Genomic DNA, 17463 nt, shown 5'->3' on the forward strand with positions numbered 1-17463 from the left:
CCAGACTACGCGCGGACGCAACGCCAGAAAGACGGACGGCTTCGGACATACCCGCCCGAGTGAACCGGCCATGAGCCCGGCCCGCGATCCGTCTCCGGCACACCTCGAATGGCCGCACGTTGTCCGATAAGCAATGCACGCGTAACCCTCCTGTGACTTCCGTCACGAGACCCCTTCTTGCACGACATGCCGAGTAGACCTATCGTTCCGATGTATCGACTCGATACATCGAGCCGATATGACAGCCGGGATGCACCACGTCCCACCTCACACCCACCGCCCGTGGGTGGTCGTGGAACGTTGTGGATCCCTCCCGGTCGCAGGGCCGTCGGCGACCGTATCCCACGGTTCCGCTCGGCGCTCGGCCGGTCGGAACGCCCAGGTTGGAGGGAAGCGGATGAGCAGGCGCGGAGGCGTCCTCGAGTTCGCCACCCTCGGACTGCTGCACGACACGCCCATGCACGGGTACGAGCTGCGCAAGCGGCTCAACACCGTGCTCGGCCCGTTCCGCGCCATCGCGTACGGCACCCTCTACCCGTGCCTCAAGTCCCTCCTCGAGCGGGGCTGGATCACGGAGGAGGAGCCCGAGCAGGTGGCCGCGGCGCTGGCCGGCGGCAAGCGGGCGCGCATCGTGTACAAGCTCACGGCGCAAGGCAAGGAGCACTTCCAGGAGCTGCTCTCGGAATCCGGGGCCACCACCTGGGAGGACGAGAACTTCGGGGTGCACTTCGCCTTCTTCAGCCGGACGGACCGCGAGGTGCGCATGCGCATCCTCGAAGGCCGCCGCAGCAAGCTCGAAGAGCGACTCGAACGAGTCCGCGCTTCGCTGTCGAGCACACGGGAGCGTCTCGACGGCTACACGCTCGAACTCCAGCGCCACGGCCTGGAGTCGGTGGAGCGCGAGGTGCGCTGGCTGAACGAGCTCATCACCGCCGAACGGCACGCCGGGGACAACCCCGAGCCGGACGGCGCGGAGAAGAAGAACGACGCCGGGGCCTCCCGGCAGACCAAGCAGGACGCGGCCTCGGACCCGTCCGCAGCAACCAGTTGAGAGCCGTCCTCGGGCGGTTCTCATTGAGACCACAGGGAGCAACCGGAATGGGTTCGGTTCGCGTAGCCATCGTCGGCGTGGGCAACTGCGCCGCTTCGCTGGTGCAGGGCGTCGAGTACTACAAGGACGCCGACCCCAACAGCCGCGTACCCGGCCTCATGCACGTGCAGTTCGGCGACTACCACGTGCGTGACGTCAAGTTCGTTGCCGCGTTCGACGTGGACGCGAAGAAGGTCGGCTTCGACCTGGCGGACGCCATCGGCGCCAGCGAGAACAACACCATCAAGATCTGCGACGTGCCTCCGACCGGCGTGACCGTTCAGCGCGGCCACACCCTGGACGGTCTCGGCAAGTACTACCTGCAGACCATCGAGGAGTCCCCCGAGGCCGCCGTGGACGTCGTCCAGGTGCTCAAGGACACCGAGGCGGACGTGCTCGTGTGCTACCTGCCGGTGGGTTCGGAGGCGGCCGCGAAGTTCTACGCCCAGTGCGCGATCGACGCCGGCGTGGCCTTCGTCAACGCCCTCCCCGTCTTCATCGCGGGCACCAAGGAGTGGGCGGACAAGTTCACCGAGGCCGGTGTGCCGATCGTCGGTGACGACATCAAGTCGCAGGTCGGCGCGACCATCACGCACCGCGTGCTGGCCAAGCTGTTCGAGGACCGCGGTGTCATCCTCGAGCGCACCATGCAGCTGAACGTCGGCGGCAACATGGACTTCATGAACATGCTCGAGCGCGAGCGCCTGGAGTCCAAGAAGATCTCCAAGACGCAGGCGGTCACCTCGCAGGTCAACCGCGACCTGGGTGCCAAGAACGTGCACATCGGCCCGTCGGACTACGTCGCGTGGCTCGACGACCGCAAGTGGGCGTACGTCCGCCTCGAGGGCCGCGCGTTCGGCGACGTCCCGCTGAACCTCGAGTACAAGCTCGAGGTCTGGGACTCCCCGAACTCGGCCGGTGTCATCATCGACGCCGTGCGCGCCGCGAAGATCGCCAAGGACCGCGGCATCGGCGGCCCGATCCTGTCGGCGTCCTCGTACTTCATGAAGTCGCCGCCCGTGCAGTACTTCGACGACGAAGCCCGCAACGCCGTCGAGGCGTTCATCAAGGGCGAGGTCGAGCGCTGACCCGACCCGCGGAAACGCGGCCGGTCGCCTAGACCCACGCACGATCCGGCGGCCCCCCCCCCCGGCGGGTGCGGCGGGGGGCCGCCCGCGGTGGCCCGCCCCCCGGCTACCGGGGGCGGTCCCCACCCCCCCCCCCCGACGCGGGGGCCCCCCCGCCGGGGGGGGGGGGGGGGCGGGCCGCCGGCTTTTCCGCTCCCCGGTACGTTTGCGCCGTGTCCCTCGCCCGCGACCTCGCCTCGCTCCTCAAGCTGCGCGACTTCCGCAGACTGTTCGGCACGCGCCTCACGTCGCAGCTGTCCGACGGCGTCTTCCAGGTCGCGCTGGCCGGGCACGTGTTCTTCACCCCTGAGAAGCAGACCTCGGCGTCCGACGTGGCGACGGCGTTCGCGGTGCTGCTGCTCCCGTATTCGCTGGTCGGCCCGTTCACCGGCGTGCTGCTCGACCGGTGGCGCAGGCGGCAGGTGCTGGTGCGCTGCAACCTGCTGCGCGCGGTGCTCGTCACGCTCACCGCGGGCCTGGTGCTCGCGAACGCCCCGGACGCGGTCTTCTACACCGCCTGCCTCGCCGTGCTGTCCGTGAACCGCTTCGTGCTGGCCGGGCTGTCCGCCTCACTGCCGCGTGTCGTGCCGGAGGAGCGCCTCGTCGTCGCGAACGCGGTGTCGCCGACGGCAGGGACCGTCGCCGCGTCGGCGGGCGCGCTCGCGGCCGTCGTGGTGCACCTCTTCCTCTCGGAGGGGTCGACCGCGACCGCGCTGGTCATCCTCATCTCGGCGGTCCTGTACCTGTGTTCGGCGGCGGTCGCCGCGACGATGGACGTCGACCTGCTGGGCCCCGACCCCGACCGGGTCGTGCCGCGGGTCCGGGACGCGCTGCTGAGCGTCGCGCGCGGCCTGCGCGACGGCGCCGTCCACGTCTGGGAGCGGCGGGCTCCCGCGCACGCGCTCGCGGCGATCACCGCGATGCGGTTCTGCTTCGGCGTGCTGACCGTCATGACGCTGCTGCTGTGCCGCAACTGGTTCAACGACCCGAAGGACACCGACGCCGGGCTCGGCACCCTCGGCCTGACGGTCGGCGTCACCGCCGCGGGATTCTTCGTCGCCGCGGTCCTCACGCCGATCGTGACGCCGCGGATCGGGGTGCCGCGGTGGATCGTCGTGTGCGCGTTCGTCGGGGCGGTCGCGGAGCTCGGGTTGGGGCTGCCGTTCCGGCTCGTGCCGATGCTGGCCGCCGGGTTCGTGCTGGGTCTGGTGTCCCAGGGCGCCAAGATCGGCGTCGACACGATCGTCCAGACCACCGTCGACGACGCGTACCTGGGAAGGGTGTTCTCGCTCTACGACGTGCTCTTCAACGTGGCCTTCGTCGGCGCCGCCGCACTGTCCGCCGTCGCCCTCCCGGCGAACGGCCGCTCCCCCGCGGTACTGGCCGCCGTCGCGGTCGGCTACGCCGTGACGGGGGCCTGGTACGCGCTGGCGGTGCGCAGGCACCCACCGGTCGGAAAGTCATCAAACATCGACTTAGCATCAAGTAGTGCGCAAAGGGACGCGAACCTCTAGCCTGCCTCAACGAGCGTTCGCTCAATTCCGTTCACGCGTCGTTTTGCGCCGACTTATGCCCATCGGAGACCGTCGATGACCAACTACCCGAGTGCGTCCGATCCCGAGCGGGTCCCCTACGTGCCGGCCTGGTCCGACGGCACGCCGCCGTACGGCCACCAGGCCGTCCCCACCCACGGCGCGCCGGTCGGCGCACCTGTCGGCGCCCCCGTCGGCGCTCCCCTCGGCGCCCCCGCGCCGCAGCAGCCCGGCCACCGCGCCGCCGCCCCGGCGAAGCGGGAACGCAGCATCCTGCTCAGCCCGCTCGTGCTCGGGCTCAGCGCGCTCCTGCTCGCCGTCATCGGCGGCGGCGCGTACATGTACGCCAACACCGGCACCGAACGGCCGCTCGCCGAAGGCGACTGCCTCGACCAGCTGTCCGGCACGACGCCGCACACCGTGCCCTGCGACAGCCCCGAAGGGCGCTACACGATCGTCACGATCGTGAAGGACACCGTCGACACCGGCGTGTGCGCATCGGTTACGGGGGCGAATGTCCCGTTTGTCGCGGACAACGGCGGGCGACGGGATGTGCTCTGCATCATGACCATCAAGTAATGCGCCATGGATGAGGGTTTTAGGGGATGCACCGCGTCCGTCCGACCCTCTAAGGTCTCCAGCGCTTGCCTGTCCCAACCAAGCGCAATGAATAGACGGAGATCTGTCCCGTGTCTAACCCCTTTGGAAACGGCCCCCAGGGTCCGTCCGACCAGCCGCCCTACGGCCAGCAGCCGCAGCAGCCCTACGGCCAGCAGCAGCCGTATGGGCAGCAGCCGTATGGGCAGCAGCCGTTCCCGCAGCAGCAGCCGTTCCCCGGCCAGCAGCCGTACATGCCCCCGCCGCCGCCCCCGGCACGGAAGCCATGGAAGAAGCTGCTGCGCTTCATAGTTCCGGCGGTCGTGATCATCATCGCGATCATCGGCTACTTCGCCAGCAAAAGCGGCGACGAGGCGACCAAAGCCGCCGTGGGCGACTGCCTGACCGGCGGCAATGGCAAGGTCAACGACATGAAGATCGTCAAGTGCGACGAGTCCAACGCTGCGTTCCGGGTGATCCAGAAGTACGCCGACACGTCCAGCACCTCGAAGTGCGACGCGGACGAGGACAAGGGGTCGGTCGCGGCGATCTACTGGACCGGGGCCGGCAAGGGTGTTCTCTGCCTCACGATCACCAAGCACACCCAGCTCGCCGACCTGAAGGGCTTCAGCAACGCGTCCGGGGCCGACCAGTCGGACCTCGACGCACTGCGTGACGACCTCGCGAGCAAGGGCATCGCGGGCGTCAAGTAAGCCTCGCGGCACCGACGTGCGAACGGTTCGGGCCCACCGGATTTCCCGGTGGGCCCGAACCGTTTCCACGTTCACTGCCCCGTCTGGGCCGCCCACCACGTGCGGAGTTCGGCGACCGCCGTGTCGTGGTCCATCGGGCCGTTCTCCAGGCGGAGTTCGAGCATGTGCTTGTAGGCGCGTCCGACCAGCGGGCCCGGCGGGACGTCGAGGATCGTCATGATCTCGTTGCCGTCCAGGTCCGGGCGGATCGCGTCGAGCTCCTCCTGCTCCTGGAGCTTCGCGATGCGGACCTCCAGCGAGTCGTACGCCCGCGCGAGCGCGGACGCCTTGCGCCGGTTGCGGGTCGTGCAGTCGGAGCGGGTCAGCTTGTGCAGCCGGTCGAGGAGCGGACCGGCGTCCCGCACGTAGCGGCGGACCGCGGAGTCGGTCCACTCGCCGGTGCCGTAGCCGTGGAAGCGCAGGTGCAGTTCGACCAGGCGCGTCACGTCGTCCGTGAGGTCCTTCGGGTACTTCAGGGCCTTCATGCGCTTCTTGGTCATGTGCGCGCCGACCACCTCGTGGTGGTGGAACGACACGCGGCCGTCCTCCTCGAAGCGCCGGGTGCGCGGCTTGCCGATGTCGTGCAGCAGCGCCGCGAGCCGCAGCACCAGGTCCGGCTCGCCGGGGGTCTCCAGGGCCATGGCCTGCTCGAGCACGGTCAGGGTGTGCTCGTAGACGTCCTTGTGCCGGTGGTGCTCGTCGAGCTCGAGCCGCAGCGTCGGGAGCTCGGGCAGGACGCGGGCGGCGAGGCCGGTCTCGACGAGCAGCAGCAGGCCCTTGCGCGGGTTGTCGGCGCAGACGAGCTTGTTGAGCTCGTCGCGCACCCGCTCGGCGGAGACGATGTCGATCCGGTCGGCCATCGCGGTCATCGCCGCGACGACCTCGGGGGCGACGTCGAAGTCGAGCTGCGCGGCGAAGCGCGCGGCCCGCATCATCCGCAGCGGGTCGTCGCTGAAGGAGTCCTCGGGCGTGCCGGGGGTGCGGAGCACCCGGTCGGCGAGGTCCTCCAGGCCGCCGTACGGGTCGACGAACGTGGTGCCGGGCAGGTCGACGGCCATCGCGTTGACCGTGAAGTCGCGGCGCACGAGGTCGTCCTCGATCGAGTCGCCGTAGCTGACCTCGGGCTTGCGCGACGTGCGGTCGTACGCCTCGGAGCGGTAGGTGGTGACCTCGATCTGGAAGCTCATGCCGCCGGGGGCCTTCTTGCGGCAGCCGATGGTGCCGAAGGCGATCCCGACCTCCCAGACGGCGTCCGCCCACGGCTTCACGATCGCGAGGACCTGTTCGGGGCGCGCGTCGGTGGTGAAGTCGAGGTCGTTGCCGAGTCGGCCGAGCAGCGCGTCGCGCACCGAGCCGCCGACCAGGGCCAGGCGGTGCCCGGCCGCCGCGAATCTGCGCGCGAGGTCGTCCGCGACCGGAGCGACCCGGAGCAGTTCGGCGACCGCGCGGCGCTGTACGGCGCTCAGCCGGTCGGCGGGCGCGACCTGGGGCTCCACCGGAGAGTCCGGCTCGGCAGAGGGTGAGGAGTTGTTCGCGTTCGGCACGACGTACAAGGGTACGGGGAGCGTGCGGGCGGATCGTCACCTTTATCTGAGGGCTTTAGCCGAGTGCCGCTCTGCGATGGGGTGATCTTGGCGCCCATCTCGGCGGCGGCGCGCACTAGGATTTCAGGATGCCCTCTGAGACCACCCCGTCGCGGCGGAGGCTCAAGGCGGTCGAGGAGCACTCGGCCGGCGGCCTCGTCGTGGACCGGGACACTCTGCGGGCCGCACTGATCGCGCGCCGCGATCGCCGCGGCCGGCTGGTGTGGTCGTTGCCGAAAGGGCACATCGAAGACGGTGAGAGCGCGGTGCAGGCCGCGCTCCGCGAAGTCGAGGAGGAGACCGGCATCGTGGGCCGCGTCCTCGCCCCGCTGGGGGTCATCGACTACTGGTTCACGGCGCCGGACCGCAGGGTCCACAAGACCGTCCAGCACTACCTGATGGAGGCGGCCGGCGGCGACCTGTCGGACGACGACATCGAGGTCGAGGCGGTCGCCTGGGTGCCGTTGGGCGCGCTGTCCGCCCGGTTGGCCTATCCCGACGAGCGTCGGCTCGCGGTGCGGGCCCCCGAGCTGCTGGCGGACACCGCGTGAAACGCCCCCTCCGCTCCCGCGCCCTTCTCCCCGTCGCCCTCCTCCCCCTGCCGGTCCTCGGCATCGTGCTCGCCCTGCTCGCGGGGCTGGTCGCGATCGGCGTGGCGCGGCCCGCGGGAGCGGCGGACACCACGCCGGTCCTGGTGGCGCCGACGTCGGTCACGCCTGCCGTGCTCCGGGACAAGAACGGCCCGCCGCTCCAGATCGCCGTCGACGTGATCAACACCACCGGGCACGACCTCGACGGGGTGACGCTCAACCTGCGGATCGGCCAGCGGCTGACGCTCCGCGACCAGCTGTCCAACGACAAGGCCCCGGACAACCCGGTCACCGGGGCGACCACCACGATCGCCAAGGTGCCCGCCGGCGGACGGGTGTCGTACACGTTCTCCGTCGCGGCGGACAAGCTGCCGCTGTCCGACAAGGCCGGCGGCGTGTACGCGTTCGCCGTGCAGGCGCAGCGCGGCGGCGCCACGGTCGGCTCCGCCCGCGTGCTCGTGCCATGGGTGCCCAAGCTCCAGCCCGACTTCCCGCGCACCCAGATCGGTGTGCTGTGGCCGCTCATCGACCGGCCGCGCCGCGACGGCACGACGATCGGCGACAACACCCAGACCCCGGTCTTCCAGGACGACGGCCTCACCAACGAACTCAGCGGCACCGGTCGCCTAAACACGCTGGTCGGCATCGGCAAGGGACTCGGGAACAAGATCAGCTGGGTCGTCGACCCCGACCTCCTCGACGCCGCGGCCGCGATGCGCAACGGCTACCGCGTCGCGCCGGCGCGCCCGCCCGAGACGGTCGACAAGCCCGAGAAGGCCGACAAGGGGAAGAAGGGCAAGGGCGACGACGACGAAGAGGAGGCCGTCGACGTCGCGACCGCCAAGGCGGCGCCGCGCACCGAGGCGGACACCACGCCCGGAACCGGGTCGCAGGCCGCCGCCGACTGGCTCAACGCGCTGCGCGCCGCAGTCGGCACGGGGGTCGGCGCGAGCGACGTGGTCGCGCTGCCGTACGCCGACACCGACATCGCCACGATCGCGCACGCGCTGTCCGGGCCGTCGAAGACCGATCTGAACCGCCAGCTCACGGAGGCCGTCGCACGCGGCGGGCAGCTCACCGCCGAGCTGCTCGGCCGCCAGCCCACGCAGGTGCGCTCCAACGTGTCGTGGCCGGTCGCGGGGGCCGTCGACGACGAGGTGCTGGCGACCGCGAAGACGGCCGGAAGCAACCTTGTGGTGGTGTCCGGCGACAGCATGCCGCCGCGCAAGGACCTGAACTACACGTCGTCCACCCGCGCGGAGATCGGCGAGGGCACCAGCGCGCTGGTGACCGACCCGCGCGTCGACGCGCTGCTGAACGAGGACGCGAGCGTTCCGGGCAAGCAGGTGCAGCTCCAGCAGGCACTGATCGCCGAGCTGTTCACCATCGCTATGGAGGAGCCGAACCGGACGCCGCGCGCGGTGCTGCTGGCGCCGCCCCGGCAGATGAGCGTCGCGACGGCGAAGGTCGTGGAGTCCGCGGTCCGCGAGGCGACCATGCCGGTCGGTGGCTGGTCGGAGCTGGCGTCCCTGGACACGCTCGCGAAGTCCAAGCTCGGCGAGGAGCGCGTGCTGCGCTCGTACCCGCAGGACCTGCGCCGCACGGAGCCGTCGGACCGCTACCTGAAGACCATCCCCCAGTTGCAGCAGTCGGTGGACACGTTCGCCGGCATCCTGAGCAAGCCCGAGCGCATCACCGGCCCGTACGACCCGGCGGTGCTGCGGACGCTGTCCACGGTGTGGCGCGGCGAGGGCATGGACGCCGACGTCTACCGGCTCGGCGTCTCGCGCGGCCTCCGTGTCCTGGAACAGCTGGTGCGTATCGCGCCGAAGACCGGGGTGACGCTGTCCGGCGACAAGGGCACCATCCCGATCACCGTGATCAACGGCCTCCAACAGGCCATCACGGTGCGGATCGAGGTGACGTCGCGGCAGCCCAACCGGCTGAAGCTGACCGAGCCCGAGGTGACGACGATCCCGGCCGGGCACACGTCCGCCATCGCGGTGCCCGCGCAGTCGGCCGCGAACGGCAAGGTGCTGGTCGACGTGCGGATGCTCACACCGGACGGCACACACGCGTTCGGCCCCGCACAGACGTTCTATGTGAACACCACCAGCATTGACGGCATCACGTTGGGCATCATTGGAGTCATCGCGGGTTTGCTCGCGCTGTTCTCGCTCCGCGCCTACCTCCGTAGGCGCAGGGCGGGGAAGGCCGGGGGCGGCGACGCCTCCGGTGACGACGGCGCGGAACCCGGCGACGGGGAGGGACCGATGCCCGACGGGGAGCGCCGGGCGGATGAGGGGGAGGTCACACGGCACACGAGCCGGGACCGGCCGGAGGGCCATCACGCGCCCGCCTGATTCCCGTGGCTTGAAGCTTTTAGCCCCTTATGTGTACATATCAGCGGACACACGGCGCCGGGGGGCCGCCGCCAAGCGCCCCGGATGAGAAAGTGGGCACCTGAAGCCGACCCGACCAGCAACCCGAAGCGGAAGACGAGGAACCTCCCGTGAGCGACCGGCGTGACGAACGGCAGCCGTACGGCGGCGGCCCGGACGACCCGGGCGACGGGCGCGAGCCGTACGAGCGGCGGCGCCGGGAGGATCGTCACTCCGACCCCTACCTCGGCCAATACGGGCAGCAGTACTCGGACCCGGCGCAGGAGTACGCCCCCTACCCGCCCGCGCAGCCCGCGCCCGGCGGAGGCGGCGCGGACGCCTGGTTCCGCGACGACGAAGGCGGCGGCGCGGGCCTGGACGGCCTGTTCACCCCCACCCCGCAGGCCCCGCAGGCGCCCTCGTACGACCAGGGCGGCCAGGGCTACCCGGCGGCCGGCTACGAGCAGCAGGGCCAGCAGGGCTACGGCCAGCAGCAGGGCTACCAGCAGGGCTACGACCAGGGGTACGCGCAGCAGCACCAGGCCTACGCGCCGCAGGGCTACGCCGGCGACCCGTACGGCGGGCAGCCCCAGCAGCAGCACGGCGGCCAGGGTTACGACCAGCAGGGCCAGCAGGGTTACGAACAGCAGGGCCAGCAGGGCTACGGCCAGCAGCAGTACGCCCAGGCCGCGGCGCAGGTCCCGCCGCCCTACACGCCGTCCGCCCCCGCGGCCGGCTACCAGCAGGGCCACCCCGACACGCCCGGCCCGCTCGGCGCCGCCGAGGCCCCCGAAGCACCGCGCCAGGCGTCGTCGGGCTCGGGAGGATCGGGCGGCTCGGGCCGCTCGGGCGGCGGCTACGGCTCGGGCGGCGGATGGGGCGACTACGACCGCCCCGGCGGCTGGCTCATGGACCAGACGCTCACCGGCATCCACCTCGGCCTCACCGGCGAGATCGGCATGCCGACGTACACCGAGGCGTACCAGCGCTACGAGAGCAAGCAGCGCGCGGAAGCCGCCGCCGCCTCGGTCGGCCTGCTCGAACCCGACGTCGCGCCGCTCCCCGGCCCCTCGCAGTCGCCCGTCTACCGGCTCCCCGGCTCCGGCGCCGAGGAGCGCATGGCCGGCATCCCGGCCGGCGGCGGGAAGGGCGGCAAGCTCTCCGGGATGATGCGGTCCAGCGCCCTGATGGCGTCGGGCACGATCGTCTCCCGTATCACGGGCTTCGTCCGCAGCCTGGTCATCGCCGCCGCACTCGGCACCACCGTCTTCGCGAACACGTACAACGTCGCGAACACGATGCCCACGCTGCTGTACATCCTCATCGGCGGCGGCGCGCTCAACGCCGTCTTCGTGCCGCAGCTCGTGCGCGCCATGCGCAACGACGACGACGGCGGCGAGGCGTACGCCAACCGGCTGCTCACGCTGGTGATGACCGGCCTGCTGGCGCTCACCGCGCTCGCGGTCGTCGCCGCACCGTGGCTCATCCGGATAATGGCGAACTCGCTCGCGAAGCAGGACGCCGAGTTCGAACTCGCGACCACGTTCGCCCGCTACTGCCTGCCCATCATCTTCTTCATGGGCCTGCACGTGATGTTCGGGCAGATCCTCAACGCCCGCGAGCGCTACGGCCCGATGATGTGGACCCCGGTCCTCAACAACCTTGTCATCATCGCGACGTTCGGCCTGTACATCTGGGTCGCCGGCACGCAGAACAGCACCGGCATGACCGCCTCCCGCATCACGCCGGACGAGACGCGGCTGCTGGGCATCGGCACGCTGCTCGGCATGATCGTGCAGTCGCTCGCGATGATCCCGTACCTGCGGGCGGCGCGCTTCCACTTCCGGCCGCGCTTCGACTGGCGCGGGCACGGCCTGCGCAAGGCCGCCGGACTCGCGAAGTGGACGTTCCTGTTCGTGCTCGCGAACCAGGCCGGCTACCTCGTCGTCACGCAGCTCGGCAACGCGATCGACAGCGACGCGCAGACCCAGGGCATCAAGTACGGCGTCGGCTTCACCGCGTACAGCAACGCCCTGCTGGTCTGGCAGTTCCCGCAGGCGGTCATCACCGTCTCCGTCATGGCAGCCCTGCTGCCGCGCATGTCCCGCGCGGCAGCGGACAGCGACACCACGTCGGTTCGCGACGACATCTCCGCGGGCCTTCGGCTCTCGGCGGTCGCGATCGTGCCGTGCGCCGTGCTGTTCGTCGCGCTCGGCCGCGACATCGGCGGCCTGCTGTTCGCGCCCGCCGGACAGGACAGCGCGCACTGGATCGGGTACATGCTCATGGCGCTCGGCCTCGGGCTCATCCCGTTCTCTGCCCAATACGTGCTGCTGCGCGGCTTCTACGTGTACGAGGACACGCGGACGCCGTTCCTCAACACCGTGTGGGTCGCGGCCTGCAACGCCGCGTTGGCCGGGCTCGCGTACGTCGCGCTGCCCACCAAGTGGGCCGGTGTCGGCATGGCCGGCGCGTACGGTGCCGCGTACCTGATCGGCGTGATGCTCGCCGGGCGCCGCCTCAAGGCGCGCATCGGAGACCTCGACGGACGCCGCGTCACCCGCACCTACACGCGCCTGATCGTCGCGGCCGGCCTCGGCGGCGCCGCGGCGTTCGCGGTCGCCCGCGTCTGCACGAACGCGCTCGGCAGCAACTTCGGCGGCTCGCTCGCCGCCGTACTCGCCGGACTCGTGGTCATGTTCGTGGTGTTCCTCATCGCGGCGAGCCGCATGCGCATCGAGGAACTGTCAGCGATGACCGGAATGGTGAAGGGCCGACTCGGCCGCTGACGGAACCTCCTCCCCGTCTCATGCGTCGGATGAGACGATGGTGGTTCACCGGACACAAGTGGTGAGTACGAGTCGACATCGCGGTCCAACGAGCGGAAATCCGTGGTATGGATCACGATGGGGCATACGGACGGTGTCCCGAAGCGGAATCGGGTAGTACTGCTCGGGACACGACCAGGGGCGCCCTGCGACCGCTCGTACGATGGGGCGGGGCTACGAGGAGGGTGAGTACACGGTGACGGACCGAACCGCAGGCTCCGTCCACCTGATGGCGGACGATCCTTCCGGCTCCACCACCGTCGACCCCTCCACGAAGGACAACGACGCAAAGGCGTCGGACGTCACGGTGGAGACCGTCGCGACGGACTCGGTCACCGACGAACCCACGGGGACACCGGCGGCCGACGCCCCGGACGCCGCGGAAGCCTCAGGCGAAGTCCCGGACGAGACACGGGCGGACGACGACACCGGCATGCACGCCAAAGCCGAAGAACCCGACGAGCCCACGCAGGCCAAGCCCGAACCGCGGCCCGATCCCGAGCCCGTACCGCAGGGCCGCTCGGTCGCGGACGTCGAGCGCGGCACGCGCTTCGCCGACCGCTACCGCCTTGAGGACAGGCTCAGTTCGAACGGCAAGAGCGCCACCTGGCGCGCCGTCGACGAGAAACTCCGGCGTGCCGTCGGCATCCACATCGTCGTGGCCGGCAGCGACCACGCCCGCAGCGTCATGGCCGCGGCACGCGCCGCCGCGCTGGTGGGCGACCCGCGCTTCGTGCAGGTGCTCGACGCCGCCGAAGAGGACGGCCTGGTCTACGTCGTCAAGGAGTGGCTGCCCGACGCCGACAACCTCGCGTCGCTGCTCGCCACCAACCCGCTGCCGCCGCACGAGGCGTACGAGATGGTCCGGTCGATCGCCGACGCCATGGCGGTCGCGCACCGCGCCGGGCTGTCGCACCTGCGCCTGGACCCCGAGAACGTCCTGCGGATGCACACCGGCCAGTACAAGATCGTCGGTCTGTCCGTCGAAGCGGCCCTCTACGGGCACGACACCACCGACGCGGCGCTCGACGACACCCGGGCGATCGGCTCGCTGCTGTACGCGTGCCTCGCGCGGCGGTGGCCCGAGGCGGAGCGCTACGGCCTCCCTCGGGCCCCGCGCAACGGCGACCGGCTCCTGACGCCGGGACAGGTCAAGGCGCACGTGCACGGGCCGCTGGAGGCCGTCGCGATGCGGGCGCTGGGCTACGAGTACAAGCACCAGCCGCCGTTCGAGGCACCGGAGGACGTCGTCGCGGCGATCGCGGCGATACCCACCGTCCTGCCGCCGGAGCCCGACCCCGTGGTCAGTGCCGCCGGGGCCCAGTTCGACGACGAGTACACCCCGACGGCGGTGCTCTCCCCGAAGGGCCTCGTCGGCGGCCCCCCGCCCAGCACCCCGACGGGCTTCCACACGGCCCCGCCGCCCGCGCTCGGCGGCGGCTTCGGCCGACTGCTGAAGGTCGTCGTCGCGATCATCGTCCTGGTGGCGGTGGTTTTGGCGACGTGGCAGATCGCCGCGCACGTGAACAAGAAGGACGAGGCCGCGCCTTCGCCTTCGGCATCGGGCGGGCAGCCTTCGAGCCCGCAGGCCCCCGCGCCGGTGCCGGCGCCCAACACGCCGCTGGAGATCAAGCGTGGGATCGAGTTCGACCCGCAGGGCGAGGCCAGGGGTGAAACCAACCCCCGCTTGACGTTCGACGGCAACCCAGACACGACGTGGCGGACCAAGACCTACTCCGACACCCACTTGCAGCCCTACCGCGACGGCGTCGGCATCGTCTACGACTTCGGCGCGCCGGTCGACGTCCGCTCGGTGAACGTCGACCTCCTGTTCGGCGATCCCGGCACCACGTTCGAGGTCCGCGCGCTCCCGGCCGGCACAGCTCTCCCGGACGTCACCAAGAAGGGCACGCAGAACAGCTTCTCCACGGTGCTCGGCACCGGTCAGTCCGGGTCGGGCAAGACCGTCACGGTCACCGCCGAAAAGCCGGTCAAGTCCCAATACGTGTTGATCTGGTTCACCGATCTGGCCCGGGTGTTCGGCGACAGCAACGGCGGCGTCGGCCTCAAGACCGGCATCACCGAGATCCGATTCACCAGCTGATCCCCGTCACGTCGCTACTCCCGCCGTGCCAGGATGACCCCCGGAAAGCCACGGCCGTCGGGGGGTGAGCATGAGCACGGAGTCCGCGTACGCCGACGTCGGCGACGCCGATCTGCTCACGCTGCACGCCTCCGGCGACGCCCAGGCGTTCGGCGAGCTGATACGCCGTCACCGCGACCGGCTCTGGGCCGTCGCCCTGCGGACGCTCGGCGACCGCGAGGAGGCCGCTGACGCCCTCCAGGACGCCCTCGTGTCGGCCTACCGGGCCGCCGACCGCTTCGAGGGCCGCTCGGCCGTCACAACGTGGCTGCATCGCATCGTGGTGAACGCCTGCCTGGACCGGGCCCGTCGGAAGGCCTCCCGGCCGGCCGTGCCGTTGCCGGACGATCTCGACCAGCGGTTGCCCGCCCCCGTCGGCGAGGACCCCGCAGTGCGCGGGGAGACCCGCCGGCAGGTGCTGGCCGCACTGGCGACGCTGCCGCCGGAACAGCGGGCGGCGCTGGTGCTCGTCGACATGGAGGGCTACTCGGTCGACGAGGCCGCGCGGGTCCTCGAGGTGGCGCCCGGGACGATCAAGAGCAGGTGCGCCCGCGGCCGGGCCCGGCTCCTGCCCCTCGTGCGGCACATGCGGGAAGGGAACCGAGTCGCCGGGCCGCCCGTCAGACCGACGGACGACGGGACCGCGCACCAGGACGGAGGTGTGACGCGATGACCGCAACGAACCCTGTGGTGGGCCCGGACGGGCACGTGGATGTCGACGTCCTCTCCGACCTCACCGAAGACCTCCTGGACGACGCCCGGGCCGCCGAGGCGCGTGCGCATCTGGCCGCGTGCGCCGAGTGCCGTGAGACGTACGAGGCGCTGGCCGAGGTCGCGGCGCTGCTGCGCGGCCAGCCCGACGAGCCCATGCCGGACGACGTGTTCGCGCGGATCGAGGCGGCGCTCGCCGAGGCCGCGGCGGAGGACGCCGGGCCCGAGGCGCCGCTCGCCACCGTCACACCGCTGCCGTCCGCTCCCTCGGTGCCGCGTCAGCAGTCCGGTCCGCCGCCGCGGCCGAGCGTCGCGCCGGTGGTGCCGCTCGCGCACCCCGAGCGCCTGGAACCCGTGCGCCCACACCGGCCGCGCCGCCGTGCGGGCCTGCTGCTGGCCGCGGCGGCGGTGGCCGCCATGGCGGTGGGTGTCGGGGTCATCGCCCGCAACGGCGTCGGGTCCTCGAACGACAAGACCGCGTCCAAGCCCGCGGCAGGCGCCGACCGGTCCGCGGTCAGGACCGAGGGCGGCGCGGGAGCGGCGGGGGTACCCCCGGCCGCTCCGCAGGCGACGCCCAAGTCCTTGGCCCCCGACGGGACGTTTGCGGTCCCGCCGGCCCCGACGGGCCCGGCCGCCTCGCCGCGCGCGCTGGAACGCGCTGGCGTCCCGGACCGGGTGCGTGCCCTGGCCGCCCCGGGCCAGTCGCTGACGTCGGGCTCGACGTCGTTCGGCAGCGGCGCCCCCGCCACGAGCGGCAGTCCGACGGCCGCCGCGATGGCGGGGCAGCTCCCGCAGTGCGTGACCTCCGCGGCCGACGCGTCGGCGACGCCGACGGCGGCGGAGCGGGTCCGCTTCGAGGGCCGCACGGCCTATCTGCTCGTCTACGCACCGCCGGGCAGCACCAGCGCGAACGCCGTCGTGGTCGCGGACGGCTGCTCCGGCGTCCTGGCCAAGGCACAGCCGTCGGACGTCCTGTTGCGCATCTCGGTACCGCTGCCCTGACCACGAAGGTGTGGTAGTGGTCAGCGCGGGAATGGCGCGCGCCTAGGATCGGTTGAGCGGAACGTGCCGCACCCCGCAGCTCGCGGGGTGGCCCCGCAACCGCCGGCAACGCCGAACCGAACGCCCTCGGTCGGCTCGACTAGAAGCAGGATGGGTCCAGCGTGAGCGACGTCCGCAACGTGATCATCATCGGTTCCGGCCCGGCCGGCTACACGGCCGCCGTCTACGCCGCACGCGCGGACCTCAACCCGCTCGTCTTCGAGGGCGCGGTCACCGCCGGCGGCGCGCTGATGAACACCACCGAGGTGGAGAACTTCCCCGGCTGGCCCGAGGGCATCATGGGCCCGGACCTCATGGACAACCTGCGCAAGCAGGCCGAGCGGTTCGGCGCCGAGCTCGTCGCGGACGACATCGTCGAGGCCGAACTCGAGGGCGACGTCAAGGTCGTCAAGGACAGCTCGGGCAACGTGCACCGGGCGAAGGCGGTCATCCTCGCGACCGGCTCCGCGTACCGCGAGCTCGGTCTGCCGAACGAGAAGGAGCTGTCCGGGCACGGCGTCTCGTGGTGCGCCACGTGCGACGGCTTCTTCTTCCGCAACCAGCACATCGCGGTGGTCGGCGGCGGCGACTCGGCGATCGAGGAGGCCACCTTCCTGTCCCGCTTCGCGGAGACGGTCACGGTGATCCACCGCCGCGAGGAGCTGCGCGCGTCGAAGATCATGCAGGACCGCGCGTTCGCGAACGAGAAGATCAAGTTCGCGTGGAACAGCGAGGTCGCGGAGATCGTCGGCGACGGCAAGCTCTCCGGCGTCAAGCTGCGCGACACGGTCACCGGCGAGCTGCGCGACCTGGACGTCACCGGCCTGTTCATCGCGATCGGCCACGAGCCGCGCACCGAGCTGCTCAAGGACCAGATCGATCTGGACGAGGAAGGGTACGTGAAGGTCTCGCACCCGACGCAGCACACCAACCTCACCGGCGTCTTCGCGTGCGGCGACGTCGTCGACCACATCTACCGCCAGGCGATCACCGCGGCCGGCAGCGGCTGCGCCGCCGCCCTGGACGCCGAGCGGTACCTGACGGACCTGAAGCACCGCGAAGAGGCCGCCGCCTGACGGCGGTGCCGC

At 71.3% G+C, this 17463-nt stretch carries 13 protein-coding genes; 12 read left to right on the plus strand and 1 reads right to left on the minus strand.

The window, feature by feature from the left end; translation table 11 throughout:
* Positions 1 to 397: 397 nt before the first annotated feature.
* From QI554_RS30400 to QI554_RS30420, 5 genes are all read left to right on the plus strand, one after another.
* A complete protein-coding gene (locus tag QI554_RS30400; protein WP_281474402.1) occupies positions 398 to 1051 on the plus strand; it encodes a PadR family transcriptional regulator in 654 nt (217 codons plus the stop codon).
* A gap of 47 nt (positions 1052 to 1098) precedes the next feature.
* A complete protein-coding gene (locus QI554_RS30405; RefSeq protein WP_281474404.1) occupies positions 1099 to 2178 on the plus strand; it encodes an inositol-3-phosphate synthase in 1080 nt (359 codons plus the stop codon).
* A gap of 212 nt (positions 2179 to 2390) precedes the next feature.
* Entirely contained in the window at positions 2391 to 3731 is a 1341-nt protein-coding gene (locus QI554_RS30410) for an MFS transporter (RefSeq protein WP_281474406.1), read from the plus strand.
* 75 nt (positions 3732 to 3806) lie between these two features.
* Positions 3807 to 4328 carry an LppU/SCO3897 family protein gene (locus QI554_RS30415; protein WP_281474408.1) on the plus strand — a complete coding sequence of 174 codons (522 nt, stop codon included), beginning with the start codon at positions 3807 to 3809 and terminating at the stop codon, positions 4326 to 4328.
* 110 nt (positions 4329 to 4438) lie between these two features.
* Complete coding sequence (locus tag QI554_RS30420) at positions 4439 to 5059, plus strand: LppU/SCO3897 family protein (RefSeq protein ID WP_281474410.1); 621 nt, start codon at positions 4439 to 4441, stop codon at positions 5057 to 5059.
* Between the two features lie 71 nt (positions 5060 to 5130).
* Here QI554_RS30420 and QI554_RS30425 read toward each other — a convergent pair whose 3' ends face one another.
* On the minus strand, positions 5131 to 6642 hold the full coding sequence (locus QI554_RS30425) for a CCA tRNA nucleotidyltransferase (RefSeq protein WP_281474411.1): 1512 nt from the start codon (positions 6640 to 6642) through the stop codon (positions 5131 to 5133).
* Positions 6643 to 6770: 128 nt separating this feature from the next.
* Here QI554_RS30425 and QI554_RS30430 point away from each other — a divergent pair, with 128 nt between their 5' ends.
* From QI554_RS30430 to trxB, 7 genes are all read left to right on the plus strand, one after another.
* On the plus strand, positions 6771 to 7232 hold the full coding sequence (locus tag QI554_RS30430; RefSeq protein ID WP_281474413.1) for an NUDIX hydrolase: 462 nt from the start codon (positions 6771 to 6773) through the stop codon (positions 7230 to 7232).
* A complete protein-coding gene (locus QI554_RS30435; protein WP_281474415.1) occupies positions 7229 to 9634 on the plus strand; it encodes a DUF6049 family protein in 2406 nt (801 codons plus the stop codon). Before QI554_RS30430 ends, QI554_RS30435 begins: the two co-directional genes overlap by 4 nt.
* Before the next feature lie 149 nt (positions 9635 to 9783).
* A complete protein-coding gene (gene murJ, locus QI554_RS30440; RefSeq protein ID WP_281474416.1) occupies positions 9784 to 12441 on the plus strand; it encodes a murein biosynthesis integral membrane protein MurJ in 2658 nt (885 codons plus the stop codon).
* Between the two features lie 235 nt (positions 12442 to 12676).
* On the plus strand, positions 12677 to 14584 hold the full coding sequence (locus QI554_RS30445; RefSeq protein ID WP_281474418.1) for a protein kinase family protein: 1908 nt from the start codon (positions 12677 to 12679) through the stop codon (positions 14582 to 14584).
* A gap of 70 nt (positions 14585 to 14654) precedes the next feature.
* The gene (sigM, locus tag QI554_RS30450; RefSeq protein ID WP_281474419.1) at positions 14655 to 15296 is read left to right on the plus strand and encodes an RNA polymerase sigma factor SigM; all 642 of its coding nucleotides are present in this window, start codon (positions 14655 to 14657) and stop codon (positions 15294 to 15296) included.
* Complete coding sequence (locus QI554_RS30455; RefSeq protein ID WP_281474422.1) at positions 15293 to 16336, plus strand: hypothetical protein; 1044 nt, start codon at positions 15293 to 15295, stop codon at positions 16334 to 16336. Before sigM ends, QI554_RS30455 begins: the two co-directional genes overlap by 4 nt.
* A 161-nt stretch (positions 16337 to 16497) precedes the next feature.
* On the plus strand, positions 16498 to 17451 hold the full coding sequence (gene trxB / locus QI554_RS30460) for a thioredoxin-disulfide reductase (protein WP_281474424.1): 954 nt from the start codon (positions 16498 to 16500) through the stop codon (positions 17449 to 17451).
* Positions 17452 to 17463 lie beyond the last annotated feature (12 nt).

The sequence above is a fragment of the Yinghuangia seranimata genome, assembly GCF_029953285.1.
GTDB lineage: Bacteria > Actinomycetota > Actinomycetes > Streptomycetales > Streptomycetaceae > Yinghuangia > Yinghuangia seranimata.

What these genes read in the sequence shown, in the direction of transcription:
- QI554_RS30415 (WP_281474408.1), top strand. Translation starts at nt 3,807, where the DNA reads ATGACCAACTACCCGAGTGCGTCCGATCCCGAGCGGGTCCCCTACGTG.
- QI554_RS30455 (WP_281474422.1), top strand. Translation starts at nt 15,293, where the DNA reads ATGACCGCAACGAACCCTGTGGTGGGCCCGGACGGGCACGTGGATGTC.
- QI554_RS30430 (WP_281474413.1), top strand. Translation starts at nt 6,771, where the DNA reads ATGCCCTCTGAGACCACCCCGTCGCGGCGGAGGCTCAAGGCGGTCGAG.
- sigM (WP_281474419.1), top strand. Translation starts at nt 14,655, where the DNA reads ATGAGCACGGAGTCCGCGTACGCCGACGTCGGCGACGCCGATCTGCTC.
- QI554_RS30400 (WP_281474402.1), top strand. Translation starts at nt 398, where the DNA reads ATGAGCAGGCGCGGAGGCGTCCTCGAGTTCGCCACCCTCGGACTGCTG.
- QI554_RS30405 (WP_281474404.1), top strand. Translation starts at nt 1,099, where the DNA reads ATGGGTTCGGTTCGCGTAGCCATCGTCGGCGTGGGCAACTGCGCCGCT.